Raw genomic sequence first — 25672 nt, 5'->3', positions numbered from 1 at the left:
TGCATCGGCTCCCTCTCCCACCTTTCAGATGAGCACGGTGGAGGGGGAGGGAGGTACGGTCTTTTTGCCCACACCGAAGGGGCGGCGGGCGGATTCTCACGCCTCGATGAAGACGATCCTCTCCGGTTCCACCGTCAGGTTCACGGTCTGTCGCTTCACGCTCACCAAGGTCTCGAATTCCGTGGCGTGGCCGTCCGGCACGGTGAACAGCCGGTCGTTGCGGGTGTCGAGGAAGTCGGAGAACCCGGTCAGCGAGACCCCGCCACTCTCGTCGAGCGCGAGGTAGTCGACGAGCCTGCGGAACAGTTTCGGCAGGATCACCAGTTCGTCGGCGAGTTGCCGCCGGGAGGAGAGCTTGAACCCGGAGTTCGTGACGTCCAGCGGCCACAGCCCGAGCCCGTCCTGGCGCGCTTTGACCGCCGCGCCCGCCAGTGCCTCACGGAGATCGGGGTAAAGCAGTGAATAGAACGTCGGGTAGACGAGACCGTCCGCGACCTGCCGGTAGTTGGCGGAGTTCTTCAGAGTTTTGACGTCGAGATGGACCCGGGAAAGGTCCATCGACCTTCCCGGCCGTTGTCCGGGAAAGGCGAACGCCACCGCTCGTCCGTATTTGTCCGCGAATCGCGTCAGTATGTGACCGGGTACCTTGATCGGGGTCGAGGAAGTGACCTTTCCCCGTTCGTCGCGGGTCACCGTTTTGAACCCGAGTACCTTCAGCAGGTTCGCCGCGGCGGCGTCGGCGAATTCCGAGGGCTGATGCCACATCCCGCCGGTTCCCCTGGCCTGGTAATGCGTTTCGAGCGCGTCGATGGCGTCGAGCCGCAACTGCATCCCGCCCCGCGAATTGAGCCGGACCTTGAGGCCCGCCTTCTTGGTCGCTTGGGGATCTTCGGGATAGAACCGCACCGAATCGCCGTCCGGTGAGGCTCCGACAAGCTGGAACGTACCTTTGATCAGCGTCATGGGCATGTGCACAACGGTAGTTCTCATTCCGGTGAATGAGTCGGGTGTTCATCCATCCAGAGCAGTGCCGGGTAAAGATCAGGTGACCATTGTGGACATTCTCGTGAGTGGTGCCGACGGTTCTGACCGTCATCGCCACTCACGAGGGGATCATGAACCTGAACACGGTCGCCTGCAGCAGCGAGATCACCCCGACCACGGCGGTCAGGACGACCGACCACAGGAACGTCCGCCGCAGCAACGCGCCTTCCTGCCCGGACTGTCCGATCGCGGTGGCGCCGATGGACAGGTTCTGCGGGGAGATCATCTTGCCCATGACGCCGCCGGAGGTGTTCGTCGCGCCGGCGAGGATCGGGTCGACGTGCAGCTGCTGCGCCGAAATCACCTGCATCGGCCCGAAGAGACTGTTCGTCGACGCGTCCGAGCCGGTGAGGAAGACACCCAGCCAGCCGATGTAGGCGGAGAACAACGGGAACAGCACGCCGGTGGTCGCCAGCGCGAGGCCGAGTGTCTGCGTCGCGCCCGAGTAGTTCATCACGAACGCGATCGCCAGGATCATGAAGATCGTCGCCAGCGCCCACCGCATCTGATGCAGTGTCCGGCGGTAGGTGGCCAGCAGTAACCCCGGTTTCGCGCCCATCGCGAAACCCGCCGCGATCGCCGCGATCAAGGCCACCGTTCCCGGCGAGTAAAGGAAGTCGACGGTCAGCGTCGCCGCGTACGGCGTGTCCTTCGGCGTGATCGGCGCGTGCTGGACGACCTCCTTGTGCAGCCCCGGCCAGGCGAACACCCAGTCGGCCTTGTGCAGCAACGCGGTCAGATCCAGCCAACCGGGCAGGTGCTTGAAGATCGTGCCGATCCGGGAAAGGAAGATCGCCGCGATCAGGACGATGTACGGAGCCCACGCGTACAGCGCGCCGCGCCCGGCCTTCGCCGCGCCGAGACTACGTCCCGCCGCGACCGGTTCTTCGCCGTCGAAACGCCAAACCGCCGACGGCTGCCAGAACCGGGTCAGTGTCCACAGCGAGGCCATCGCGGCGAGCGCGGCGACGACGTCGACGAGGCTGGGGCTGATGAAGTTCGAGGTGACGAACTGCATGACGGCGAACGACAGCCCGGCCGTCAGCACCGCGGGCCAGACCTCGATCATCCGTTTCCAGCCCGCGAGGACGACGATCAGGAAACCCGGGACGATCAAGGCCAGCAAGGGAAGCTGACGCCCGACCATCGACGAGAACAGATCCGTCGCCTGGTCCTGTTTCATGCCGAGGATCGGCGCGGTCAGCCTGCCCAGCACGATGAGCGGATTGCCGAGACCGCCGAACGCGACCGGCGCGGTGTTGGCCAGCAGGGCGAGCACGACCGCCTTCACCGGCGGGAAGCCGAGCGCGGCCATCATCGCCGCGGTGATCGCGATCGGCGAGCCGCCACCCGCGATCCCCTCCAGCAGCGCGCCGAACCCGAACGCGATCAGCAGCGCCTGCAGGCGGCGGTCCTCACTGAATCCCGCGAGGACCGCCTTGATGTCGTCGAACCGTCCGGTCGCGACGGTGACGTTGTGGAAGTACACGGCGTGGAACGCGATCCAGGCCACCGACCAGACCCCGAACACCAGCCCCATCGCCGCGGCGTCGAAGGCGAGCCCGGCGGGCATCCGGTACAGCAGTACCGCGACCAGCAGCGCGGTGATCAGCGACAGGGCCGCCGAGAGCCGCGCGGACCGGCGCAGGACGCCCAGGGTCACCAGCAGCACGACGATCGGCAGCGCCGCCAGTGCCGCGGACAGCCACAGCCCGCCCGCCGGCTGGTAGTCCTGGATCCAGCCCACGTCAGCCCCTCTGTGCCCGCACGTATCCCAGGCGGAGCGAAAGCGCGGCGGCCGTACCGGCCACGGTCGCGCCGAGTTCGTCGGTCCGGCGGAGCACCCGGCCCGCCGGGCCCGCGATGCTGATCGCCGCGATCGGCCGTCCGGTGTGGTCGCGGACGGCGGCGGCCACGCAGCCCACGTCCGGCTCGTTCTCGACCTCGTCGACGGCCCAGCCGCGACGGCTCGTCCTGGCCAGGTCGTCGAGCAGCCGGGCCGGATCGATGATCGTCTTGAGCGTGAGACTGTCGAGCTTCATCCGGCGGATGCGTTCGAGACGGTCCTGTTCGGGCAGCGCCGCCAGCCACGCCTTGCCCAGCGAAGTCGCGTGCTGCGGACGGCGGGTGCCGAGACGGCAGGCCAGGGTGACGGCCTTGGCGCTGCGTTCGGTGGCGACGTAGACCATCGTGTCGTTGTCCGGGACGGCGAGATAGGTCGTCTCCCCGCTCCGCTCGGCGAGCGACGCGAGATAGCGCGGCGCGCAGCGATGGAGATCGGTCGCCGCCATCGCGCGGGCGCCGAGTTCGACCAGCCGGGTGCCGAGCCGCACCCGGCCGGTGGCGCGATCGGCTTCGAGGTATTCGAGGTTCTTGAGGGTGCCGACGATGCGGTAGGCGGCGCTCCGGGAGAGACCCAGTTGCCTGGCGATCGCGTTGGTGGAAATCTCCTGGTTCTGGCCGACGTGCTCGAGAACCGCGAGTCCGCGCTCGAGTGTGCCACTGGAATCCAGGCCGCGTGGTGTACCCACTTCGCCCTCCGTTGGACCGGGGTACCGATGGCCGGTACCTGTTTCCGTTAAGCGGATTCGGACGTTAACAGCTCGGTCGTACGTTGGGAAGGTTTCTTAACAAACTGTCGGCCGGACAAGTTTTCCCAGCTCGTGGCCTTCCGGTCAAGATCACCGGTTTGGACCAATCCGTTCGGCCGTTCCGATTCGGGATATGACTTCAGTGGTCATTTTTCTGTTCACGGACATGAAAGAACCCCCTCCGGGAAATTCGGCGGGGGTTCGGCGTGGAGTGCGTTCGGCACGTGAATCGTTGCGCCTGAGGCTGGTGTGTCGGTACAGGGGGTCGTGAGTGGTAAGTCGCGTTCTAACAGCACTTACCACTCACGACGCTTGCTTGGGTCCTTCACGGACCGGCGCTCATCTCCAGTTCTAACGCACAGACAGGTTCGCGACCGCTCGGACGACCGCCGTGCAGCGGTCTTCGACGTAGTCCAGACCGCCTTCTTCGGCGATCCGGCGGGACTCGGCGGAGACGATGCCCTGCTGCAGCCAGAGCGCCTTCGCCCCGATCGCGACGGCCTGTTCGGCGATCGGCGGGGTGTCCTCCGACGGGCGGAAGACGTCGACGAGGTCGACCGGCTCCGGGATCTCGGTGAGCGAGCGGTAGACCTTCTCGCCCAGGAGTTCGCCGGCGGTCGGATGCACGGGGATGATCCGGAAACCGTGTGCCTGCAGCACGGCGGCGACCCCGTGCGAGGCCTTCGCCGGGTCGCGGCTCAGCCCCACGACGGCGATCGTCCTGGCTCCGGCGAGGATCTCGGTGGCGCGATCGGTCATGTCGTTTCCAACCGCGCCGGGCACCCGGGAATTCCTAGAGCTTCCAGAGCCGCAGGCCGCGCACCCGGTACACCGGCCAGACGACGTGCCAGGCGCGGCGCCGCAGGAAGACCGCTGAGCAGGTCAAGACGTTGCGGGCGGACGTCGTCGCGACTTCGTGGCGGTCCGGCCAGTTCTCGCCGTGCCGTCCGGCGGCGATCCGGAAGACGTTGACCAGTCCCCGGCCCTGCATGTCGTACTTCGCGCCGGTGTCCCCGGAATCCGGGGTCAGCGAAGCGATCTCCGGGCCGAACGCGGCCGCGGGCGCCGGTCCCGCGTCGGCGGGGAGATCGCCGACGGTCGCCGAGATAGCCTTGCCGTAGAGGCGGCGGGTGTAGCGGCCGAGCAGGACCCGCTCCCACAGCGGCAGGACGCGATGGTGCTTGAGCAGCGCCGAACATTCCGCGTGCCCGATGGCGAAGACGGCGGTCAGCTCGTCGTAGGCGTTGTGCACCGTGGGCTCGTTGAGGTGTACGCGCACTTCGTACCGGATGCGCGCGGTCAGCTCGTCGAGTTCCTCGCGGCGATCGATCCTGGCCTTCGCCCGTGAGAGCGACCAATCGGACATGGGTGCAGGCTAAGTGATGATCGCGGCCGCACAAGCCACTTTCGGCCTAATCCGTGCGTACCGGCCAGTGGAACGGGCATCTTGTGCGGGCCTGGGTGAGGGGGCAGAGTTCGGCTGTCGGAAGGAGCCCATGGACGTCAGCACGCTGCAGGAGGCCGCGGCCGCGCTGCTCAGCGCGTACGAGACCGGCAAGCCGATCGCGCCCCTGATCGAGACGTATCCCGCCGCGACCTTGGAGGACGCGTACCGCATCCAGCAGCGGCTCGTCCGTCACTGGGCCGAACGCGGCGACGGCGTGCGCGGGCACAAGGTCGGCCTCGCGTCCGCCGCCATGCAGCGGCAGATGGGCGTCGACCAGCCCGACTACGGCCATCTGACCGCTTCCATGTTCCACCTCGAACACCAGCCGATCCCGGTCGGCGGCTTCCTGCAGCCGAAGATCGAACCGGAGATCGCTTTCGTGCTCGGCTCGCGGCTGTGCGGCCCCGGCGTCACGGTGGCGGACGCGCTGCGGGCGGTCGACTTCGTCGTGCCCGCGCTGGAAATCGTCGATTCGCGGATCCAGGACTGGAAGATCAGCATCGTCGACACCATCGCGGACAACGCGTCTTCGGGCGGCGTCGTCCTCGGCAGCAGGCCGACCGCGATCGGTGACGTCGATCTCCGGCTGGCGGGCTGTGTGCTGCACCGGAACGGCGAGATCGCGGCGACCGGGGCGGGTGGCGCGGTGCTCGGTTCGCCGGTGAACGCGCTGGTGTGGCTCGCGAACACGGTCGGGCCGCTCGGCGTCGCGCTCGAACCCGGACACGTCGTGCTGCCGGGCTCGATGACGCGCGCGATCCCGGTGAGCCCGGGCGACACCGTCGTCGCGACGATGGCGGGGCTCGGCAGTGTCACCGCGAAGTTCTCCGGGGAGGAGCGGCCGTGAGCCTTGGTGTGCGGGAGGCGGCGAAAGCGCTGCTGTCCGGGGAAGAACGTGAGCCGCTGACGGACTCGTGGCCCGCCTTGGACGTCGATACCGCTTACGCGATCCAGGACGAAGCGCTGCGGCTCCGGCGGGAGCGCGGCGAGACGGTCGTCGGCATCAAACTGGGCCTGACATCGCGGGCGAAGCAGCGGCGGATGGGCATCGACTCGCCGTTGCTCGCGTGGCTGACCGACGCGATGGTGCTGCCCGCCGGGGTCCCGGTGCCGTCGCTGATCCATCCGCGCGCGGAGCCGGAACTCGTTTTCGTGCTGGGGAAACGGCTCGCGGGCCCCGGCGTGACCGCGGCGACCGCGATGGCCGCGGTCCACCGGGTCCACGGCGGCGTCGAAATCATCGACAGCCGCTACCGCGACTACCGTTTCACCCTCCCGGATGCCGTGGCGGACAACGGTTCTTCGGCGTACTTCACGCTGGGACCGGTCGGCGTCGCGCCGTCCGACCTCGACCTTTCGCTGGAAGCGGCGCTCTTGGAGGTCGACGGCGCCATCGTCGACACCGCCACCGGCGCCGCGGTGCAGGGCCATCCGGCGGAGGCGCTGGCGCTGGCGGCCAACGTCCTCGGCGCCCGCGGGCTCGCGCTGGAGCCGGGGTGGATCGTGCTCACCGGCGGCATGACGGACGCGGTCGAGCTGCGCCCGGGTTCACGGGTGGCGGCGCATTTCTCGCATCTGGGCTCGATCACGCTCGCCGGGTCGTGAGCTCGGCGCGGTCCGCCGTCCTGAGCAGGCCGCGCACCAGCCGTGGCCAGATCGCGCGCGGAAGGTCGTGTCCCATCCCGGGGACGATGTCCACTTCGGACTCCCGCAGTGCCCTGGCCGTCGCCCGGCCACCGGAAACGTGCACGAGCGGATCCTTCGAGCCGTGCACGACGAGGGCGGGCACCGAGAGTTTCCGTAAGGCGCGGAAGCGATCCCGGCTCGACAAGATCGCCGCCAGCTGGCGCGCGGTGCCGCCGGGGTTGACGCCGCGGTCGAAGGAACGCTCCGCGCGCTCCCGCATCCGCGACTCGTCGAAGGGATACCCCGGCGAGCCGATCACCCGGAACGTGCGCACCAGGTAGTCGACGTACTGCTCGCGACCACGCGGAGGAGCCGAAAGCAGCATCGCCATCGCCTTGGCGCTCGGTCTGCCGACGAACCGGTTCCCGGTGGTCGACATGATCGACGTCAGTGAGCGCACCCGCGACGGATGCTCGACGGCCAGGGTCTGCGCGACCATGCCGCCCATCGACGCGCCCACGACGTGAGCGCTCGCGATGCCGAGTTCGTCCAGCAGCGCGACGGCGTCGTCCGCCATGTCCTTCAGCGAGTACGGCGCCACGCGCAGGGTGTAGGCCAGCGGGAGGTTGACGCGGCCCGACAGCCGGCTGGACCGCCCGGAATCCCGGTTGTCGTAGCGGATGACGAAGAACCCCTCGGCCGCGAGGTTCTCGCAGAGTTCGTCGTCCCACCAGATCATCTGGGAGGCCAGGCCCATGATCATCAGCAGCGGCCTGCCGTCCCGCGGACCGAACGTCTCGTAACACAGTTCGATGCCGTTCACCTCGGCGATCGTCTCCGGCATCGGCCCTCCCGTCGTGGTGTCCCGGCGCCCAGTGTGACCATTCGCCGCGATACGCGCGAGCCTTCCCCTTCAGCTTCCCATCGCCGTCCGCTACGCTCTCGCTAGAGCGATCTATCAAATCGCAAGGGGGCGAACATGGACGTTCTTCAAGGCCGAGGGCTCACCGCGCTCCGGCTGATCCTGGGCTTCACGGTGCTGTCCACCACGCTGCACTACGCGCACAACGTCATCAGGGCGGCGGACTATCCGCAGGTCGAAGGGATCCCGGTCGGCGTCGCGGCCGCCCTGGTCGCGTTCGCGTACTTCCTCTTCACCGCGTTCGGCCTCGCCGGCTACCGCGACTACCTGCGCGGACGTCACTGGCGGGCGCTGGCGTTCCTGATGGTCTTCTCGCTGTCGGGCCTGGCGAGCCTCGGGCACTTCCTGGTCGGGGTGCCGCAGATCCCGGCGTTCTGGTTCGCCACGATCTTCACCGACACGGCGTCCGCGCTGCTGTTGTGGGGCTTCGCGACCTGGGCCGCGACGAAGCTCAACCGGGTGACCGCGGCTGACCAACTTTCTACACAACATTGACGTTCAACATCAAGATGTAGACAATCGATGGGGTGACGCGGACCACACCGGTGACGTTCGAACGTCATCCCAGCGGCTACCGGCACTGGAAACTGGCCATCGACGGCGACGTCGCGTGGCTCGAACTCGATGTCGACGCCGACGGGGGTCTCGTACCGGGTTACGAGCTCAAACTCAACTCGTACGACCTCGGCGTCGACATCGAGTTGTACGACGCGACGCAGCGTCTGCGGTTCGAACATCCCGAAGTCCGCGTGGTCGTCGTGACCAGCGCGAAGGACAACGTCTTCTGCGCCGGCGCCAACATCCGCATGCTGGCTTCGTCGTCGCACGAGTGGAAGGTCAACTTCTGCAAGTTCACCAATGAGACCCGCAACGCGATGGAGGACGCGTCGGCGAACTCCGGCCAGGTCTACGTCGCCGCGGTCAACGGAACCTGCGCCGGTGGCGGCTACGAGATCGCGCTCGCCTGCGAAAAGATCCTCCTGGTCGACGACAACTCCTCGACCGTCGCGCTGCCGGAGGTCCCGCTCCTCGGCGTCCTGCCCGGTACCGGCGGCCTCACCAGGCTGGTCGACAAACGCGGGGTGCGGCGCGACCTCGCGGACGTCTTCGCCACCCGCCCGGACGGCATGAAGGGCCGCGCCGCCGTCGACTGGCGGCTCGTCGACGAACTCGTGCCGCGAAAGGGCTTCCGTGAGGCCGTGCTGGCCAAGGCGAAGGAACTCGCGCGGACGAGCGAGCGGCTCGACGGCGAGGGCGTCGAGCTGACACGCCTCGCGCATCGCTATGTCGGCATTTCGCTGAGCGCGACCGAAGCGACGATCACCGTCAAGGGGCCAGGAGGCGACGACGGCTGGCTGTTGGACGTCACCCGCGAACTGGACGACGCGATCCTTCGTCTGCGCACCAATGAACCCGGGCTCGGCACCTGGGTGCTCCGCACCGAAGGCGATCCGGCGAAGGTCCTGGAGCACGAACGTGCCGTATTCGACGCGAAAGATGTGCTGAGCAACGAAATCGTCCACTACTGGAAGCGGACGCTCAAACGGCTCGACGTCACCAGCCGCAGCCTCATCGCGCTCATCGAACCTGGTAGCTGCTTCGCGGGGCTCCTGCTGGAACTCGCGCTCGCCGCGGACCGGCAGTACATCTTGGACGGTCCGCCGATCGACGACGAAGACAGTGAAGAACGTGCGTCGATCGTGTTGTCCGAAGCCAACTTCGGCAGGCTGCCGATGGGGAACGGCCTGTCCCGGCTCGAATCCCGGTTCTTCGGCGACCCCGATCACGTCCTGAGGCTCGCGGAAGTGCGCGGCAACCCGCTGAGTCCGGCGGAGGCGAACGATCTCGGCCTGGTGACCGACGCCCCGGACGACCTCGACTGGGCGGACGAGATCCGGATCGCGCTGGAAGGACGGGCTTCGTTGAGCCCCGACGCGCTCACCGGAATGGAGGCGAACCACCGGTTCGTCGGACCGGAGACGCTGGAAAGCAAGATCTTCGGCCGCCTCGCCGCCTGGCAGAACTGGATCTTCACCCGTCCGAACGCATCCGGTCCCGAGGGCGCGCTGCGTCGCTACGGTACTGGTCAGAAGGCCGTCTTCGACAGGAAGCGGGTCTGAATGCCCACCAAGATCGATTACGACGCCAAGATCCCCAACAACGTCGATCTCTCCGGGGACCGGCGGCTGCAGCGGGCGCTGGAGGGCTGGCAGCCGAAGTTCCTGGACTGGTGGGGCGAAATGGGCCCCACATTGCGGACCCAGGGTGTCTACCTGCGCACCGCGGTCAGCGTCGGCCGGGACGGCTGGGCGCATTTCGACCACGTCAACGTGCCGGACTACCGGTGGGGGATCTTCCTCGCGGAGCGGGATCCGGACCGCGTCATCACCTTCGGCGAGCACCAGGGCGAACCGGCCTGGCAGCAGGTGCCCGGCGAGTACCGTGCCGATCTGCAGCGGCTCATCGTCATCCAGGGCGACACGGAACCCGCGTCGGTCGAGCAGCAGAAACTGCTGGGGCTGACCGCGCCGAGCCTTTACGACCTGCGGAACCTCTTCCAGGTCAACGTCGAAGAAGGCCGTCATCTGTGGGCGATGGTGTATCTGCTGCACGCCTACTTCGGCCGGGAAGGCCGCGAAGAAGCGGAGGCCTTACTGCTCCGGAATTCCGGAAGTCCGGACGCCCCGCGCATCCTCGGTGCCTTCAACGAAGAGACCGCGGATTGGCTGGCCTTCTACATGTTCACCTATTTCACCGATCGAGATGGCAAATATCAGCTCGGCACGCTCAAGGAAAGCGGCTTCGACCCGCTTTCCCGCACTTGTGAATTCATGCTCAAGGAAGAGGCGCACCACATGTTCGTCGGCACCACCGGGGTCGACCGCGTGGTCACCCGCAGTGCCGAACTCATCCGCGAGCACGACACCTTCGACATCGCCGGGCACGGCGGGATCCCGCTCGACCTCATCCAGCGCTACCTGAACTTCCACTACACGGTCTCGCTCGACCTGTTCGGCGGCGAGACGTCGACCAACGCGGCGAACTACTACACCGCCGGGCTGAAAGGGCGCTGGCAGGAGGCCCGCCGCAAGGACGACCACCGGCTCACCGACGACGCCGGATCGCTGTCCCGGCCGCGCGCCGACGGCACCTGGGAGACCGAAGAACACCCGGCCATCCTGCTGCTGAACCTCGACCTGCGGGACGAGTACCGCGCCGACTGCCAGACCGGGGTCAACCGCTGGAACAAGATCCTCGACGAGGCCGGTATCGACTTCCGATTCGTCCTCCCGCACCCTGGATTCAATCGCGAAGTCGGCATAAACTCCGGCCACCATGTGACGCCCGACGGCACCGTAGTCGACGAGCCGACGTGGTTGGCCGGCAAACGCAAGTGGCTGCCCACTCCCGAAGACCTGACCTTCGTCCGATCGCTGATGCACCCGGTGTACGAGCGAGGAAAGATCGCGAGCTGGGTGGCGCCGCCACGCCAGGGCATCAATGGGAAACCGTTCGACTACGAATACGTTTACCTGAGCTGAGCCGATAGAAGGTGCGCCCGTGACCGCTGCAGCTACCGGGTTCAACGCGGCGAGCTACCTGCTCGACCGGCATCTGGCGGAAGGGCGCGGGGCGAAGGAGGCGGTCGTTTCCCCGAGGCGGAGCCTCACCTACGCCGGACTTTCGACCGAAGCCCGCCGGGTCGCGGCCGGATTGCGCGCGATCGGCGTCCGCCCGGAGGAGCGGGTCCTGTTCTGCATGGTCGACGACGTCGAACTGCTCACCGGGATCCTGGGCGCGATGCTGGCCGGGGTGGTCGCGGTGCCGGTGTCCACCATGGTCACCGGGCTGGATCTCGGCAAGATGCTGGCCGACTCGCGGGCCAGGGTCCTGTGCGTCTCCGGCGAGTTCGCCGCGCAGGCGACGATCGCGCTGGGGCTGGCGCCCGAGGTCACCGACGTCGTGCTGGACCGCGCGAAGGCGGCCGAACTGCCGCCCGGCGTCCGCGTGCACGACTGGAGCGATCTGTCCACAGTGGATGACGGTGGCTTCGAACCCGCGCCGACCTGGGAGGACTCGCCCGCGCTCTGGCTGTACACGTCGGGGACGACGGGTAAGCCGAAGGGCGCGATGCACCGGCACGCCGGGATCCGCGCGGTTTGTGAGACGTACGCGCGCGGTGTGCTCGACATCGGGCCGAACGACCGGTTCCTTTCCGTCCCGAAGCTGTTCTTCGCCTACGGCTTGGGGAATTCGGCGTTCTTCCCGCTCGCGGCCGGTGGGACGGCACTGCTCGAACCGGCCCGTCCGACCCCGGGACTGATCGCGGCGAGGGCGCGCGCGGAGCGGCCCACGCTGTTCTTCGCCGTCCCGACGTTCTACGCGGCACTGCTCGCCAGCGACATCCCGGACGACACGTTCACCTCGGTACGCCTGGCCGTTTCGGCCGGTGAGCCGCTGCCCGCCGTGCTGTACGAACGGTTCCGCGACCGGTTCGGCGTCGAAATCCTCGACGGGATCGGCTCGACGGAGGCGTTGCACGTCTTCCTGTCCAACCGGCCGCACCAGGTCCGGCCGGGAAGTACGGGGGTGCCGGTGCCGGGCTACGAGATCGCCCTGCGCGACGAGCACGGCGCGCCGGTGCCGGACGGGCAGCCCGGCGAACTGTTCGTCGCCGGCCCGTCGATCGCCACCGGATACTGGGCGCGGTACGAGACGACGAAGCGGGTCTTCCAGGGCGAATGGCTGCGGACGGGCGACAGTTTCGTGCGCAACGCCGACGGGACGTACACCTGTCTCGGGCGCTTCAACGACATGCTGAAACCCGGCGGGATCTGGGTGTCGCCCGCCGAGGTCGAGGACAGGCTGCTGCAGCATCCGGCGGTCGCCGAGGTGGCGGTCGTGGCCGCGTTCGACGCCGACGGCATCGAGAAGCCGGTCGCGTGCGTGGTCGGCGTGCCCGGCCACCGGCTGGACGCGGACGAGCTGATCGAGTTCTGCCGCGGTGGGCTGGCGTCGTTCAAACGCCCGAGGGGCATCGTCGAACTGGGCGAACTGCCGAAGACGGCGACCGGGAAGATCCGGCGCAACGTCATCCGGGAGCTGGTGCGGGACATGTACCAGGTCCGGACCCCCGCCCCACCGCATCTAGTCCTCTGAACGCGCGTCGCCTTTAGCGGGCTAAACGCGACCAGAGGACGAAACGCGGGGTGTCAGCCGAGGACCTCGTGCAGGCAGAGGACGTTCCCCTCGCTGTCGTTGAACCAGGCCGCGCGTTCCTTGCCGAGGTCGGCGATATGGCCGACGGTCTTGATGCCGTCCGCCTCGAAGTCCTGGAACCGCACCCCGCGGTCCTCCAGCGTCCGCACCTCGGCGGCCAGGTCGCCGACCTCGAAACTCAGCGCGGTGTTCTCGCTCTGCGATCCGTCGGGCATCGGGCGCAGGCCGATGGCGCCCGCGCCCGCCTCGAAGTAGACGGTTCCGTCCTCGCCGGTGGACGTTCGGCGCAGGCCAAGGGAATCCGAATAGAAGCGGCCGGCGCGTTCGGCGTCGGTCACCGGGAGCATCGTCGTGATGGTCGATTCGGTGAGCATGCCCAAAGCGTGCGCCTCGCCGAAGCCGCAGGCCAGGGCAGGTTTTTCAGGCACCGTTGAACGCGCGTCGCCTTTAGCGGGCTAAACGCGATCAGTCAGGTGCCGTTGACGGTGCGGAGGGTGCGCATGGCCTCGGCCAGCGCGTGCGCGTCGTCCCCGAGTGGGGCGAGGACGATCCGCCGCAGGATGTCCGCGCAGGCCTCCCGTGCCTGCTGAGCGACGTCGAGGCCGTGCTCGGTGAGCGCGGCGAAGGTGACCCTCCGGTCGTCCGGGCTGGGTACCCGGCGGATCAGGTCGGCGGCGACCAGCCTGTCCGCGACCTTGGTGAACCCGCCGCTGGACAGGGCCGCCTCGACGGCCAGCCGCGTCATCGGCATCCGGTGCTCCGGCGAGCGCACTAGCCGCAGGAGGATGTCGAACGACGCCGGCGCCAGGCCGAACCGCTCGGCGATCTCGCCCATCAGCCGGTTCTGCGTGGCCAGGTAGCCCTCGATCACCAGGCCCCACCAGGTGACCACTTCGTCGTCGTCCGGATCCGCTGTCACGGCCGCGAGCCTACACCGGTAACTCTTCCGGGAATATATCTTGCGCGCGAGAGGTTATCGGGTTAGCTTGCTTTCACCGGCTCCCAGAGGAGGGGCACCATGTCGATCAAGACTTCCGGCCTGCACCACGTCACCGCCATCGGTGGCGACCCTCAGCGCAACGCGGACTTCTACACCCGGGCGCTGGGCCTGCGGCTGGTGAAGACCACCGTGAACTTCGACGACCCCGGGACCTACCACCTCTACTACGGCGACCAGTCCGGCAAGCCCGGCTCGCTGATGACGTTCTTCCCGTGGAAGGACGCGCCGAAGGGCCGTCACGGCACCGGCCAGGCGACCACGACGTCGTTCTCCGTGCCGGAAGCCTCGCTCGGCTGGTGGAAGCGGCATCTCGCCGAGAGCCGTGTCGAGACGAGTCAGATCCGCAACTCCGACGGCGAAGAGACGCTCACCTTCCTCGATCCGGACGGCCTGAAGCTCGCGCTCGTCGCGCATCCGCAGGATGACCCGCGCGATCCGTGGGACACGAAACTCGTCCCCGCCGAACACGCCATCCGCGGCCTGCACTCCGTCACGCTTTCGGTGTCCAAAGAGGACGCGACGGCCGGCATGCTCACCGACGGTCTCGGTCTGGCCTTCGAGCACCAGGAGAGCAATCGTCTGCGGTTCTCGGCCGGTGAAGGCGGCCCCGGCGCGCTCGTCGACGTCCTCGTGACGCCGGACGCCCCGCGCGGGCTGGTGGCGGCGGGCACCGTGCACCACGTCGCGTGGCGCGCCCCGGACGAAAAGACCCAGGCCGCCTGGCGTGACGAGCTGATCGACGACGGCGTGAACGTTACGTCCATTTTGGACCGTCAGTACTTCCGCTCGATCTACTTCCGTGAGCCGGGCGGCACCCTGCTCGAAGTCGCGACCGACGAACCCGGATTCGCGATCGACGAACCGCTGCTGGAACTCGGCCGCGCGCTGAAACTGCCGCCGTGGCTGGAGCCCAAGCGTGAGGACATCGAGGCCATGCTGCCGAAGCTGGACCTCCCGAGCGAGAACAACCCGGAAATCCAATGACCGGCTTGGACCACAAGTACGTCGAAGGATCACCGGACGCGCCGGTGCTGCTGCTCCTGCACGGCACCGGCGGCGGTCCGGACGATCTGGTGCCGATCGCGCGACGGCTGAGCCCCGGGTCGGCGCTGCTCGCGCCGGCCGGGCCGGTGTCGGAAAACGGTGCGGCACGGTGGTTCCGCCGGTTGGCGGAAGGCGTTTTCGATCACGAGGACGTCGTCTTCCGCGCGAACCAGCTCGCCGATTTCGTGGTCGGCGCGAGCGCGGACCACGAACTCGTGGGCAGGAGGCTGGTCGCCATCGGGTTTTCCAACGGCGCCAACATCGCCGCCGCGGTGACCTTGCTCCGACCGGACGCCGTCCGTGAGGCCGTGTTGTTCGCGGCGATGGCGCCCGTTCCTTCGCCGCCACAACATGATCTGTCCGGCACGCGGGTATTCCTGTCGAACGGCGAACGCGATCCGATGGCGCCGCTCGCGTCGGCGGACACGCTCGTCCGGGACCTGCGCGAGCGCTCCGCGGACGTCGTCGCACACCGCCATCCCGGTGGACATCAGGTGACGGACAACGGTTTGGTCGCGGCCGCGGGATGGCTCAACCCGTGACGGTGAGAGCAAAGTAGACGGACGTACCATCGTCCGATGACTAACGGCGACCTGGTCCGCGCCCAGGCCCTGCTCGAAAGGGTGCTCCTCGCGGACGGGCACAACGATCTGCCATGGGAGCTGCGGGTCACGACCGGACCGGATCCGGTCGAGGCCGTGGCGGGCACGGATCTCACGGTCCGGCAACCACATCTGCACACCGACTTCCCGAAGCTCGCCGAAGGCAGGCTCGGGATGCAGTTCTGGTCCGTCTACGTGCCTTGTCAGTACGAAGGACACAGCGCGGTCACGGCGGTCCTCGAACAGATCGAGATCGTGCACCAGATGGTCGAGCGTTACCCCGATCGCCTGGCGCTCGTCGACACGGCCGACGAAGCCGAAGCCGCGTTCCGCGACGGCAAGATCGCCTCGCTCCTGGGCGCCGAGGGCGGCCACAGCATCGCCGAATCCCTTGGCGTGCTGAGGATCCTGCGCCGCCTCGGCGTCCGCTACATGACGCTGACGCACAACTACAACACCACCTGGGCCGATTCCGGCACGGACGAGCCCGAGCACGACGGCCTCACCGACTTCGGTCGCGACGTCGTCCGTGAGATGAACAAGATCGGCATGCTGGTCGACCTCTCGCACGTCGCGCCGAGCACGATGCGCGACGCGCTGGAGGTCAGTTCCGCGCCGGTGATCTTCAGCCACTCCTCGTGCCGCGCGGTCAACGACCACCCGCGCAACATCCCCGACGACGTCCTGGAAACCCTGGCCGCCAAGGACGGTGTCGCGATGGTGACCTTCGTGCCGGGCTTCATCTCGCCGAAGGTCGCCGAGTGGGACGACCAGCTGCGCCAGGACATGGAAGCCGCCGGACAGGACTACCGGAACCTCGACCAGCGCACGAAGTTCACCGCGGAACGCGGCGGACCGGAGAAGCCGAAGGCGAGCATCGACGACGTCGTCGCGCATGTCGAGCACGCGCGTGAGGTGGCCGGTGTCGACCACATCGGGCTCGGCGGTGACTACGACGGAGTCGCGACACTGCCGGAGGGCCTCGAAGACGTTTCGAAGTACCCGGTGCTGTTCGCCGCGCTGCTGGAACGCGGCTGGAGCGAAGAGGACTGCGCGAAACTGGCCGGGAAGAACACCTTGCGCGTACTGCGCGCGGCGGACGAGGTCACCCGTTCGGACGCTTGAGGGCGCGATCAACGCCACTTCGGCGGACACTGTCCTGCATGACGCAGCCGCACGAGGGTGCCGCCGAGGTTCCGGTCGAGCCCGTCACGCCGCCCGAAACCGCTGGCGGCGCACGCCACAGCGGTAAGTTCGACGCCGTCCCGAAGCTCAAGCGCACGCGGGTGAGCGGCACCTGGATCGCCGTCATCGTGGCGTTGGTCGTGCTGGTGTTCCTGCTCGTGTTCATCCTGCAGAACCAGGACACGGCCACCGTGCACTTCCTCGGCATGTCCGGCAGCATGCCGCTGGCCGTCGCGATGCTGTTCTCCGTGATCGCGGGCGGCGCGGTGGTCGCGCTCGTCGGCGGCGCCCGGATCCTGCAGCTGCGCAAACAGGCCAAGAAGTCCCGTCACCTGCAGCGCTGACCTGAGCTGGGCTGAACTGAGCTGAAGGACGCTTTCGTCGCATGCGATGCGACGAAAGCGTCCTTCACCGCGTCTTATGCGGTGAAGGGCCCTTTCAGCTCACGATGATCGACGTCATCCCGAGCAAGAGGCCGCAAACGTTTTCGTCACCTTTGACGGTGACCCGGTCCAGGTCCGCGGGGTTCCGGGTGCACAGCCGCCAGAAGGTGTCCGCGTCCGTCGTCACCGAGGCCAGCGGCGAGCGTGACGTCGGCGCGACGCGGTCGATCTCCCAGCCCGCGGCGGTCCGCTGAGCCGTCCACTTCCCGCCGCCCTGGCCGGTGACGGTGTAGACGACCTGCCTGCCCGGTCGCGCGTCGACGTCGCGCAGGGTGTGCGGCAGTGCCCGCATGAAGGTGTCGACCACCGGCCCGCGGAACTCCCGCTCGTCGAGCGTCCGCGCGCCCACGGCCTCGCGGATCTGCTGCTGGTGCACCCAGAACTCGGTGTACTCGCGGGCGACGTCGAGCCAGACCGGCGCCGGTTCGTCCCCGGCCCAGCTCACCGGCTCGCCGACGGCGTCGAGGTCGGCGCGGCCCCACATCTCGGCGATCTGCGAGGTGCTGTCCACGAGCATCGCGAAGAGCACTTCGGGGGACAGCCGACGGCACGCGACGACCCATTCGTCGTTGATCCGGTCGATGAAGTCGCCGAGCCGCTCGCCCGCGCGGGGCGCCGTCATCCGGTAGTCGTCACGGTCGCGCGAGAGCCTGCCGAGTTTGCCGCCGAGGATGTGGGCGGCGAGGTCGTGCACCGTCCAGCCCGCGCACACCGTCGGCGCGGCCCACTGCTCCGCGTCGAGTCCGGTCAGCACGTCGAGCAGGGCCTGCTCCTCCCGCGCGAACAGCGGGAGGACGTCGAGCGGCGGACCCCAGCGCGTGAAGCTCATGGTGACCATCCAAACACTCTCGTCGATCACAATTTCGGCCATTCGGCCTACTCGCAGGTAGCATCAGCGCGAACGCGAGGGGAGTGCCCGTGAGCAACGATCGACCCACCGGTGACGACCTGGCCGCTTTCGCCAAACGCGCGGGGCGGCTGGCGGGCTGGGCCGCCCGTACCGGGATGGAGTACACACGCAAGCTTCCCGGCGTCGACCTCGCCGAGCAGGTGATCAAACAGGGTGAGCGGCAGCTGCTTTCGGAGCTGCGCCGCCGTCTCGACGAGGTCGACGACCCGTACCACGCCGCGCTCACCGCCGCGTCCGCGATGAACCGGCCCGACGCCGACGGCTCGCGCCCGGTCGAAGCGACCATCACCCTCGTGCACACGCGCACCCAGCTCGAACCACTCCGCGCGGCGATGGCCGAACTGCTCAACCATTCGATCGGCTTCGGCCGCGAACGGGCCCGCGAGTACCTCTACGCGATCATCCTGCGGCAGTTGACGCCGGACGAGGCCCGCATCCTTTCCGCGCTTTCCGACGGCTCGCCGTTCCCCGCCGTCGACGTCGCCGAGCGGACCAACCTCGGCGGAGCCGGGCGGTTCGTGCTGCGCAACGCCTCCACCGTCGGCAAGGCCGCCGGGGTGTCGCTGCCCGACCAGGTGCCCGGTTACCTCACCCGGCTGATCGGGCTGGGCCTGGTCGAGCTGGACGAAGAGGTGCCCTCGCTGGAGACGCAGTACGAGATCCTGCTGACCGACGAGACCGTCCGAGAGGCGGAGAAGTCGGTCAAGCGGGCGAAGTTCGTCAAGCGCACGGTCCACATTTCCCGGCTCGGCGCCCAGTTCTGGCAGGCCTGCGACCCGAGCGCCGGCTGAACCCGGCATGGGCGCGTTCTTCGAGCGGATCCTCGCCGATTTCGCCCAGCACTGGCCGATCTACGTCTCCATCCCGGTCGTCGCCGCGCTGATCGGCTACACCACCAAACTCGTCGCGATCCGGATGATGTTCCAGCCGGTCGAGTTCATCGGGATCAAACCGTTCCTCGGCTGGCAGGGCATCGTGCCCAAACGCGCGGCGCGGATGGCGAGCATCGCCTGCGACACGATGACCGAGCAGCTGATCAAACCGGCGGAGGTCGTCGCCAGGCTCGATCCGCAGCGCATCGCCAAGGAGATCGAAAAACCGCTGCAGGCCGCCGTCGAGGACATCGTGCGCGACGTCGCCGCGCACTACCAGCCGGGGCTGTGGGAATCGCTGCCCGTGCGGGTGCAGCGGCTGGTGATCCAGCGCGTCCAGGCCGAGTCGCCGAAGATGGTCGCCGCCGTGCTGGAGCTGATCAAGTCCGATGTGGACAGTGTGTTCGACCTCAAGGGCATGGTGGTCACCGCACTGGTCAAGGACAAACGGCTGCTGAACCGGATCTTCCAGGAGGCGGGCGACAAGGAGTTCAAGTTCATCGCCCGCTCCGGCATCGTCTTCGGCGGGCTGATCGGCGTGATCCAGATGATCGCGTGGGTGCTGTTCAAGTTCCCGCTCATCATGCCGCTGTTCGGTCTCTTCACCGGCTGGTTCACCGACTGGCTCGCGCTGCGGATGATCTTCTACCCGCTCGAAGAGCGCCGGTACTTCGGCGTGCGCTGGCAGGGCCTGTTCCTGAAGCGGCGCGGCGAGGTCGCGGAGGCGTACGGCGCGCTGATCGCGAAGGAGATCATCACCCCGCACAACGTGATCGAGGCGGTGCTGCACGGGCCGCTGTCGGACCGGGTCCTCGGCCTGATCCAGCGTCAGCTCGACGCGCAGCTCGGCCGCCGCGTCGGCGTCGGGAAACCGCTGGTGGTGTTCGCCGTCGGCAGCAGGCGGTATCAGGACATGAAGCTGAACATCGCCGAGAAGATCATGGACAAGCTGCCGGAGACCATGCGGTACATCGAGGACTACGCGAACGACGCGATGGACATCCGGAACGTGCTGGTGACCAAGATGAAGGAGCTGTCGCCGCGCGAGTTCGAAGGGCTGCTGCGGCCGGCGTTCCAGCAGGACGAATGGATCCTGATCGCGACCGGCGCCGTCCTCGGTTTCGCCGTCGGTGAGGCCCAGGTGCTCCTCCTGGAACACTTCGCCGCCTGACCCCGCGCCCGCACCCCACAAGCATTTCGTCCTCTGGATGCGGTAGTTCGGGATACGAACTACCGCATCCAGAGGACGAAATGCGGGTCGTTGCCCTTATGGGCGAACGAAGTCCGGCACCATCGGCGGTACACCGGCTCGCCCATCCGGTCTAGAGTGCCCTCTGCACAAAGCCTTGGGGAGGGCGCATATGGCCGACGCGGGGAGTCCGTGGCCGCAGGAGATCCGGCTGGCGATGACCATGGTGGGCGGGGCGAGCCTCGCGGTCTGGATGGGCGGGGTCGCCACCGAGACCTCGCATCTGCTGCAGGCGTCGAGAACACCGGAATCGACGAGTCCGTACCGGACGCTGCTCGATCTGCTCAACGCCACCGTCTCGCTCGACGTGCTCACCGGCACGAGCGCGGGCGGGATCAACGCGGCGTGCCTCGGGCTGGCCGAGGCGTTCCGGTCGAGTCCGCAGGTCCTGCGTGACACCTGGATCAGCACGGGCTCGCTCGACAACCTGATCCGTGACCCCGCCGAGAAGGAACCGAGGTCGCTGCTCAACGGCGACCGCGTGCTCCTGGGGGACCTCAAGGAGGCGCTGCACCGGATCACCGACAAGGCGACGGTGAAACCCGAGTGTCCCGACATCACCGTGCTGCTCACCGGCACGATGATCGACGGCGAGACGACCAGGTTCGACGACGCCCTGGGAAATCTCGTGCGGGACACCGAACATCGCCTGCTGTTCCGATTCGATGGTCCTTTGTGGACAAAAGACGTGGTGGGCCCGCTCGCGCTCGCGGCCAGGTCCACCGCGTCGTTCCCCGGCGCGTTCGAACTTTCCCGGATGCCGATCGGCGAGAAGACCGGGCCACTGCACCCGGACATGCGCGCCTACACCGACGTCACGAGGTCGCATTGGCTGACCGACGGCGGGGTGCTGCTGAACAAGCCGTTGCGCCCGGCGCTGCGTGAGATCTTCGAACGGCAGTCGCATTCGGACGTCCGGCGGTTGCTGCTCTACGTGGTACCGACGGCGGAACGCGAAGCCGAGCGGCTCGAGGTCGACCCGGACCGGCCGCCGCTGCTGGGCAGCGCGATGAGCAAAGTCGTCGGCACCGTGCTGAGCCAGACGATCAGCGCCGAACTCGAGGACCTGACCCGGCACAACGACGCCGTCGTCCGGACCAGGGGAACCCGGGTCTCCCTTGCCGCGATGGGGGTTCGCGGCGGCCCCGACACGCTCGTCGACCAGCGGCTGATGAACGACTACCGCGATCGCCGGGTGCAGGAGGACGCCGCCGTGCTGGTCCGCGAGGCGACCCGCAGGTTGTCACTGTCCGATGTGGAGGATCCGGACCGCCAGTGGGCGTCGGGGACGGCGGCGCAGCTGCGCGCGGCCGCGGCGTCGGGATTGCGCGACGGCCTGCCCACCGAGCCGCCGAAGGACACTTGCGAGCTGGAAGACCTGGTCGCCTTCCGCACCACCGCGCTGGACGATTCGGTGGCCACCGGGATCCAGCTGGTGAACGCGGGTTTCCGCCTCGATCCGACGCCGGATCAGGCGGTGCAGCTCAACCGCTGCCGGGTGCTGCTGCACGAGGCACGCCACAAGGCCGCGCGGGGCAAACGGCTCGCGAGCTGGGTCGCCGAACAGAACCCGCCGCCCGCCGACGTCACGCTGGCCGCCTGGATCGAGGGCCTCGCCAAGGAATGGGCGGCACTCGGGCGTCCGGACACGCTGAAGGAGGCGTGGCCGCTGGTGGTCGCGGCGCTCCGGCAGGCGACGCCGATCCTGTTGCCGCTGGCCAAGGCGAAACCGGACACCGAAGCCGCCGACACGGTCAGCACGCTGGTCGCCTGGACCGGGCTCACCGCCGACGGCGAAAGCGCCACGGATCCGATCGTCACCTCGCGGCTGGTGCGGCTGCACATCGCGACCCGCGGGCTGCTCGCGCAGGCGCCGTCGGTCGATCAGCGGGTCGACCTCGTCCAGGTGAGCGCGGATTCGCGGACGCTGCTGGACATGAGACGGCGCCGCTCCTGGGACAAGCTCACCGGGATGCAGGCCGACTACTTCGGCGCGTTCTACAAGGCGTCGTGGCGCGCCAACGACTGGATGTGGGGCCGGGTCGACGGCGCGGGCTGGCTGATCCAGTGCCTGCTCGATCCGAAACGCCTGCGGCTGCTGCGTGACGTCGTCGGCCCGGAGGCCTTCCGCGGGCAGGTCCGGGACGCGTTCCGGAAGATCGGCTGGCGGCAGCCGGATACCGGAGACGGGCTGTCCCAGGAGGAAGCGGAATCCCTGCGCGGGCAACTGGCCGCCGAACTGGCCTTCCTCGGCCTCGACGGCGAACTCGGTGACGTGGCAGGGAAGGCCGCCCTGCCGATCAGCATGCCGGTGACCGCGATGGTGCTCGCCAGGGCCCGGCAGCTGGAAATCGCGCGCGAGGAACTGCCCTGCGTCGGACTCCACTGTGGACACGACGTGAAAACGGCCAAGGGGAACGGGAAACCCTCGGAACGGTTCAGGAAACTCGTCGAGAACGCGCCGGAAACCGACGAGCAGACGCAGCATGCGTTCCAGGCGTGCCAGGTCTCCGGCGAGCGGTTCGAACACGAACGCGGGACCATGCTGCTGACGAAGACGCTGGTCAAGGCGGGTGCCGCCGGGATCAACGCGGCGGCGGGGGCGACGCGGGTGCCGAAATCGGTACAGCCCGCCGCCACCTTCGCGCGGGCCGCGGGCCGCAGCGCGTGGTGGATCACACGCGGCGCGGCCACCCTGCCGTCCCCGTGGAACGTGCTGGCCGCACTCATCACCGTGCTGGCCGGGTTCGTCCTCGGTGGACAGGGCGGCCCGGTCCTGCAATGGGTCGGCGTCCCGGTGGCCGCGGGCGCCATCGTGTTCCTGGTGGTCAGCCTGATGACCCTGCGCAGGACGTGGCGCATGGTGCTGACGGTGCTGGGGGTGCTGGCGGGAGCCGCGTTGCTGTTCGCCGCGTTCCTGCCCCCGGTCCGCGACCCGCTGTTCGGCTGGCTCGGCGACGTCGTCGCGGGCTGGCGGCGCGGCGAGGCGCCGGTCTGGTGGCTGGTCGTCTGCCTGCTGGTGCTGCTGCCCGCCGTTTGGACGCCACTCGGTTCGATCGCCGGGCGCAGACGGCGTCGTGAATAGCGGAATCGGGCGCCGAATCGCGCGCTGACCCTGCGACGGGATGGTGACGGTTGGTATCGTCACGTGCAGTGAGACCGCATCGAAGCGGCCTTACCCACAAGTGCTGCGCTTCAAACGTTACCGTTACCTTTGTCACGTGTGTTTCGGGGTTGTTGCAGGTAGCCGCGCTGTCGTCAGCGCGCTGATCTGACCTCGCCCGAATCCTCCGGTACGTTTCTTGGACATGTCCGGAAAGCACTTGATCGAATCTCCGACCAAGGCGGATGGTGCCGCGCTCTGGAGAATCGCCCGCGATTCGAAGAAGCTCGATCTCAACTCGTCCTACGCCTATTTGCTGTGGTGCCGGGATTTCGCCGACACCTCGGTGGTGGCCAAAGTCGACGGTACCCCCGTCGGCTTCGTACTCGGATATCGGAAGCAGGACACCGGGTTCGTCTGGCAGGTGGCCGTCGACGCGTCCCAGCGGGGAAAAGGGCTGGCCGGGGCGTTGCTCGACGAGCTGTTCGACCGGCTGGTCGCCCAGGGCGTCCGGTACCTCGAGACCACGATCACTCCGGACAACGAGGCTTCGATCCGGTTGTTCGCCTCGTTCGCCAAGCGGTGGGACACCGACTTGGAACGCCGGGATCTGTTCTCCGCGACGGATTTCCCGGCCGAGGACGGAACGCATGAGCAAGAGGATCTGTACCGAATCGGTCCGCTCAGCAGTCGATAGAACGTAAAACCGGGGATCCCAGGGAGAAAGAAAACGTCATGAGCATTTTCGAGGAACTCGAATCCGAAGTACGCAGTTACAGCCGTGGCTGGCCCGTGGTGTTCGACAGGGCGCAGGGAAGCTACCTGTACGACGAAGACGGCAAGGCCTACCTCGACTTCTTCGCCGGGGCCGGCGCGTTGAACTACGGGCACAACAATCCGGCGCTCAAGCGGGCCCTGATCGACTACATCGCGCGCGACGGCGTCACGCACGCGCTCGACATGTTCACCGTGGCCAAGCGGGACTTCCTCCAGACGTTCAAGGAGAAGATCCTCGCGCCGCGCGATCTGGACTACAAGGTCGTCTTCCCCGGCCCCGGTGGCGCGAACGCGGTCGAGGCCGCGCTGAAGCTCGCGCGCAAGGTGACCGGCAAGGAAGCCGTCATCAACTTCACCAACGCCTTCCACGGGATGACGCTGGGCGCCCTGTCGGTGACCGGTAACTCGATGAAGCGCGGTGGCGCGGGCGTCCCGCTGGTGCACGCCACCCCGATGCCGTACGACAACTACTTCGACGGCTCCATCCCGGACTTCCTCTACTTCGAGAAGCTGCTCGGCGACTCCGGCAGCGGCCTGAACGAGCCCGCCGCCGTGATCGTCGAAGGCGTGCAGGGCGAGGGCGGCATCAACGCCGCGCGCATCGAGTGGCTCAAGGCCCTCGACGACCTGTGCAAGAAGCACGGCATCCTGCTGATCCTCGACGACGTCCAGATGGGCTGTGGTCGCACCGGGCCGTTCTTCAGCTTCGAGGACGCCGGCATCAAACCCGACATCGTCTGCCTGTCGAAGTCCATCGGCGGCTACGGCATCCCGATGGCGCTGACGCTGATCCGCCCCGACCTCGACGTCTGGGAGCCCGGTGAGCACAACGGCACCTTCCGCGGCATCAGCCCGGCGTTCGTCACCGCGACCGAGGCGCTGCGCGTCTACTGGAACGACGACGAGCTGGAGAAGTCGACCAAGGCCAAGGGCGAGCGCATCGCCGCCGCGTTCCAGGGCATCGTCGAGGCGTACCCGGACGCGAACCTGCTCGCGAAGGGCCGCGGTCTGGCCCGGGGTCTCGAGTTCGCCAACGGCGACCTCGCGGGCAAGGTCTGCGCCGCCGCGTTCGAGCGCGGGCTGCTGATGGAGACCTCCGGCCCCGACGGCGAGGTCATGAAGCTGCTGCCGCCGCTGACCTTGACCGACGACGAACTCACGAAGGGCCTGTCGATCATCGACGAGGCCATCGCCACCGTCCTGAACTGACTGTCCGTACCAGGAAGAAAGAAGGAGTTTTCCTTTGCTTGTCAGAACACTCGACGAGGTCACCGACACCGACGCCGACATCAAGACCCCGAACTGGCGCAGCAAGCGCATCGTGCTGGCCAAGGAGGGCGTCGGTTTCTCGGTGCACGAGACCACGCTCTACGCCGGGACGGTCAACGACTTCTGGTACGCGAACCACATCGAGGCGGTCTTCATCACCTCCGGTGAAGGCGAGCTCGAGAACACCGCGACAGGCGAGGTGTTCCAGCTGAAACCGGGCACCCTGTACCTGCTGAACGACCACGACAAGCACCAGGTCCGGCCGAAGACCGAGATCAAGTGCGTCTGCGTGTTCAACCCGCCCATCACCGGCCGTGAGGTCCACGACGAAAACGGCGTGTACCCGCTCGTCACCGAACCCTGAGATC

Annotated in this window: 25 protein-coding genes; 16 read left to right on the top strand and 9 right to left on the bottom strand. The window is 67.8% G+C overall.

All coding sequences use genetic code 11. The features are described 5' to 3' along the window. Positions 1-96 precede the first annotated feature (96 nt). The 5 genes from L324_RS33560 to L324_RS33540 form a co-directional block, all read right to left on the bottom strand. Positions 97-969 carry a nuclease gene (locus tag L324_RS33560; protein WP_037318182.1) on the bottom strand — a complete coding sequence of 291 codons (873 nt, stop codon included), beginning with the start codon at positions 967-969 and terminating at the stop codon, positions 97-99. Positions 970-1102: 133 nt separating this feature from the next. Further along, a complete protein-coding gene (locus tag L324_RS33555; protein WP_037318180.1) occupies positions 1103-2791 on the bottom strand; it encodes an L-lactate permease in 1689 nt (562 codons plus the stop codon). A gap of 1 nt (position 2792) precedes the next feature. Beyond that, positions 2793-3575, bottom strand: coding sequence for an IclR family transcriptional regulator (locus L324_RS33550; RefSeq protein WP_037318178.1), 783 nt, complete (start codon positions 3573-3575; stop codon positions 2793-2795). A 411-nt stretch (positions 3576-3986) separates the two neighbouring features. Further along, the gene (locus tag L324_RS33545; RefSeq protein WP_037318176.1) at positions 3987-4394 is read right to left on the bottom strand and encodes a CoA-binding protein; all 408 of its coding nucleotides are present in this window, start codon (positions 4392-4394) and stop codon (positions 3987-3989) included. A gap of 34 nt (positions 4395-4428) precedes the next feature. Then, positions 4429-5001 carry a hypothetical protein gene (locus tag L324_RS33540; RefSeq protein ID WP_037318174.1) on the bottom strand — a complete coding sequence of 191 codons (573 nt, stop codon included), beginning with the start codon at positions 4999-5001 and terminating at the stop codon, positions 4429-4431. 130 nt (positions 5002-5131) lie between these two features. Here L324_RS33540 and L324_RS33535 point away from each other — a divergent pair, with 130 nt between their 5' ends. Both L324_RS33535 and L324_RS33530 read left to right on the top strand, forming a co-directional pair. Beyond that, positions 5132-5929: a 2-keto-4-pentenoate hydratase gene (locus L324_RS33535; RefSeq protein ID WP_037318172.1), complete on the top strand. Its 798-nt coding sequence runs from the start codon at positions 5132-5134 to the stop codon at positions 5927-5929. Continuing rightward, positions 5926-6687, top strand: a complete 762-nt coding sequence (locus tag L324_RS33530) for a 2-keto-4-pentenoate hydratase (protein WP_037318169.1) — start codon at positions 5926-5928, stop codon at positions 6685-6687. Before L324_RS33535 ends, L324_RS33530 begins: the two co-directional genes overlap by 4 nt. On the opposite strand, the gene L324_RS33525 is transcribed toward L324_RS33530, so the two are convergent. Continuing rightward, positions 6668-7552 (bottom strand): alpha/beta fold hydrolase, encoded by an 885-nt coding sequence (locus L324_RS33525; protein ID WP_037318167.1) that lies wholly within the window; start codon positions 7550-7552, stop codon positions 6668-6670. The genes L324_RS33530 and L324_RS33525 overlap by 20 nt on opposite strands. Before the next feature lie 135 nt (positions 7553-7687). On the opposite strand from L324_RS33525, the gene L324_RS33520 reads away from it, so the two are divergent. The 4 genes from L324_RS33520 to L324_RS33505 are packed head-to-tail and all read left to right on the top strand — an operon-like array spanning position 7688 to position 12790. Then, positions 7688-8125: a hypothetical protein gene (locus L324_RS33520; protein ID WP_152547073.1), complete on the top strand. Its 438-nt coding sequence runs from the start codon at positions 7688-7690 to the stop codon at positions 8123-8125. 32 nt (positions 8126-8157) lie between these two features. Continuing rightward, positions 8158-9750, top strand: coding sequence for a 2,3-epoxybenzoyl-CoA dihydrolase (gene boxC, locus L324_RS33515; protein WP_037318165.1), 1593 nt, complete (start codon positions 8158-8160; stop codon positions 9748-9750). Further along, positions 9751-11172 (top strand): benzoyl-CoA 2,3-epoxidase subunit BoxB, encoded by a 1422-nt coding sequence (gene boxB, locus L324_RS33510; protein ID WP_037318163.1) that lies wholly within the window; start codon positions 9751-9753, stop codon positions 11170-11172. A gap of 19 nt (positions 11173-11191) precedes the next feature. Beyond that, entirely contained in the window at positions 11192-12790 is a 1599-nt protein-coding gene (locus L324_RS33505) for a benzoate-CoA ligase family protein (RefSeq protein WP_037318161.1), read from the top strand. 53 nt (positions 12791-12843) lie between these two features. On the opposite strand, the gene L324_RS33500 is transcribed toward L324_RS33505, so the two are convergent. Both L324_RS33500 and L324_RS33495 read right to left on the bottom strand, forming a co-directional pair. Further along, positions 12844-13278 carry a VOC family protein gene (locus L324_RS33500; protein WP_235783719.1) on the bottom strand — a complete coding sequence of 145 codons (435 nt, stop codon included), beginning with the start codon at positions 13276-13278 and terminating at the stop codon, positions 12844-12846. A gap of 41 nt (positions 13279-13319) precedes the next feature. Continuing rightward, positions 13320-13769: a MarR family winged helix-turn-helix transcriptional regulator gene (locus L324_RS33495; RefSeq protein ID WP_037318157.1), complete on the bottom strand. Its 450-nt coding sequence runs from the start codon at positions 13767-13769 to the stop codon at positions 13320-13322. Positions 13770-13868: 99 nt separating this feature from the next. Here L324_RS33495 and L324_RS33490 point away from each other — a divergent pair, with 99 nt between their 5' ends. From L324_RS33490 to L324_RS33475, 4 genes are read left to right on the top strand one after another with little or no spacing between them, the layout of a single operon-like run. Next, a complete protein-coding gene (locus L324_RS33490) occupies positions 13869-14834 on the top strand; it encodes a ring-cleaving dioxygenase (RefSeq protein ID WP_037318155.1) in 966 nt (321 codons plus the stop codon). Then, positions 14831-15436 carry an alpha/beta hydrolase gene (locus L324_RS33485; RefSeq protein ID WP_037318153.1) on the top strand — a complete coding sequence of 202 codons (606 nt, stop codon included), beginning with the start codon at positions 14831-14833 and terminating at the stop codon, positions 15434-15436. Before L324_RS33490 ends, L324_RS33485 begins: the two co-directional genes overlap by 4 nt. 36 nt (positions 15437-15472) lie before the next feature. Next, on the top strand, positions 15473-16621 hold the full coding sequence (locus L324_RS33480) for a dipeptidase (protein WP_037318151.1): 1149 nt from the start codon (positions 15473-15475) through the stop codon (positions 16619-16621). A 38-nt stretch (positions 16622-16659) separates the two neighbouring features. Continuing rightward, positions 16660-17025: a LapA family protein gene (locus L324_RS33475; protein ID WP_037318149.1), complete on the top strand. Its 366-nt coding sequence runs from the start codon at positions 16660-16662 to the stop codon at positions 17023-17025. Positions 17026-17119: 94 nt separating this feature from the next. Here L324_RS33475 and L324_RS33470 read toward each other — a convergent pair whose 3' ends face one another. Beyond that, complete coding sequence (locus L324_RS33470; protein WP_152547086.1) at positions 17120-17962, bottom strand: maleylpyruvate isomerase family mycothiol-dependent enzyme; 843 nt, start codon at positions 17960-17962, stop codon at positions 17120-17122. Between the two features lie 80 nt (positions 17963-18042). Here L324_RS33470 and L324_RS33465 point away from each other — a divergent pair, with 80 nt between their 5' ends. From L324_RS33465 to L324_RS33440, 6 genes are all read left to right on the top strand, one after another. Further along, a complete protein-coding gene (locus tag L324_RS33465) occupies positions 18043-18825 on the top strand; it encodes an Abi-alpha family protein (protein WP_037318147.1) in 783 nt (260 codons plus the stop codon). A 7-nt stretch (positions 18826-18832) separates the two neighbouring features. Then, entirely contained in the window at positions 18833-20077 is a 1245-nt protein-coding gene (locus L324_RS33460; protein ID WP_037318145.1) for a hypothetical protein, read from the top strand. Between the two features lie 190 nt (positions 20078-20267). Further along, on the top strand, positions 20268-23240 hold the full coding sequence (locus tag L324_RS33455; protein WP_037318143.1) for a patatin-like protein: 2973 nt from the start codon (positions 20268-20270) through the stop codon (positions 23238-23240). 223 nt (positions 23241-23463) lie between these two features. After that, positions 23464-23955 carry a diaminobutyrate acetyltransferase gene (ectA, locus tag L324_RS33450; protein ID WP_037318141.1) on the top strand — a complete coding sequence of 164 codons (492 nt, stop codon included), beginning with the start codon at positions 23464-23466 and terminating at the stop codon, positions 23953-23955. Between the two features lie 38 nt (positions 23956-23993). After that, positions 23994-25244 (top strand): diaminobutyrate--2-oxoglutarate transaminase, encoded by a 1251-nt coding sequence (ectB, locus tag L324_RS33445; protein WP_037318139.1) that lies wholly within the window; start codon positions 23994-23996, stop codon positions 25242-25244. 34 nt (positions 25245-25278) lie between these two features. After that, positions 25279-25668 (top strand): ectoine synthase, encoded by a 390-nt coding sequence (locus L324_RS33440; RefSeq protein WP_007033454.1) that lies wholly within the window; start codon positions 25279-25281, stop codon positions 25666-25668. Positions 25669-25672: the final 4 nt, after the last annotated feature.

The sequence above is a fragment of the Amycolatopsis orientalis DSM 40040 = KCTC 9412 genome (assembly GCF_000478275.1).
Taxonomy (GTDB): Bacteria; Actinomycetota; Actinomycetes; order Mycobacteriales; family Pseudonocardiaceae; genus Amycolatopsis; species Amycolatopsis orientalis.
The sequence above is the reverse complement of the archived record's forward strand: the minus strand, read 5'-3'. Positions and strand labels throughout refer to the sequence as shown.

Bases quoted from the DNA above. Each gene is read 5' to 3' on its own strand.
- L324_RS33560 (WP_037318182.1), bottom strand. From the start codon at position 969: ATGCCCATGACGCTGATCAAAGGTACGTTCCAGCTTGTCGGAGCCTCA.
- L324_RS33545 (WP_037318176.1), bottom strand. From the start codon at position 4,394: ATGACCGATCGCGCCACCGAGATCCTCGCCGGAGCCAGGACGATCGCC.
- L324_RS33540 (WP_037318174.1), bottom strand. From the start codon at position 5,001: ATGTCCGATTGGTCGCTCTCACGGGCGAAGGCCAGGATCGATCGCCGC.
- L324_RS33535 (WP_037318172.1), top strand. From the start codon at position 5,132: ATGGACGTCAGCACGCTGCAGGAGGCCGCGGCCGCGCTGCTCAGCGCG.
- L324_RS33525 (WP_037318167.1), bottom strand. From the start codon at position 7,552: ATGCCGGAGACGATCGCCGAGGTGAACGGCATCGAACTGTGTTACGAG.
- L324_RS33520 (WP_152547073.1), top strand. From the start codon at position 7,688: ATGGACGTTCTTCAAGGCCGAGGGCTCACCGCGCTCCGGCTGATCCTG.
- boxB (WP_037318163.1), top strand. From the start codon at position 9,751: ATGCCCACCAAGATCGATTACGACGCCAAGATCCCCAACAACGTCGAT.
- L324_RS33490 (WP_037318155.1), top strand. From the start codon at position 13,869: ATGTCGATCAAGACTTCCGGCCTGCACCACGTCACCGCCATCGGTGGC.
- L324_RS33485 (WP_037318153.1), top strand. From the start codon at position 14,831: ATGACCGGCTTGGACCACAAGTACGTCGAAGGATCACCGGACGCGCCG.
- L324_RS33480 (WP_037318151.1), top strand. From the start codon at position 15,473: ATGACTAACGGCGACCTGGTCCGCGCCCAGGCCCTGCTCGAAAGGGTG.
- L324_RS33475 (WP_037318149.1), top strand. From the start codon at position 16,660: ATGACGCAGCCGCACGAGGGTGCCGCCGAGGTTCCGGTCGAGCCCGTC.
- L324_RS33470 (WP_152547086.1), bottom strand. From the start codon at position 17,962: ATGGTCACCATGAGCTTCACGCGCTGGGGTCCGCCGCTCGACGTCCTC.
- L324_RS33460 (WP_037318145.1), top strand. From the start codon at position 18,833: ATGGGCGCGTTCTTCGAGCGGATCCTCGCCGATTTCGCCCAGCACTGG.
- L324_RS33455 (WP_037318143.1), top strand. From the start codon at position 20,268: ATGGCCGACGCGGGGAGTCCGTGGCCGCAGGAGATCCGGCTGGCGATG.
- ectA (WP_037318141.1), top strand. From the start codon at position 23,464: ATGTCCGGAAAGCACTTGATCGAATCTCCGACCAAGGCGGATGGTGCC.
- ectB (WP_037318139.1), top strand. From the start codon at position 23,994: ATGAGCATTTTCGAGGAACTCGAATCCGAAGTACGCAGTTACAGCCGT.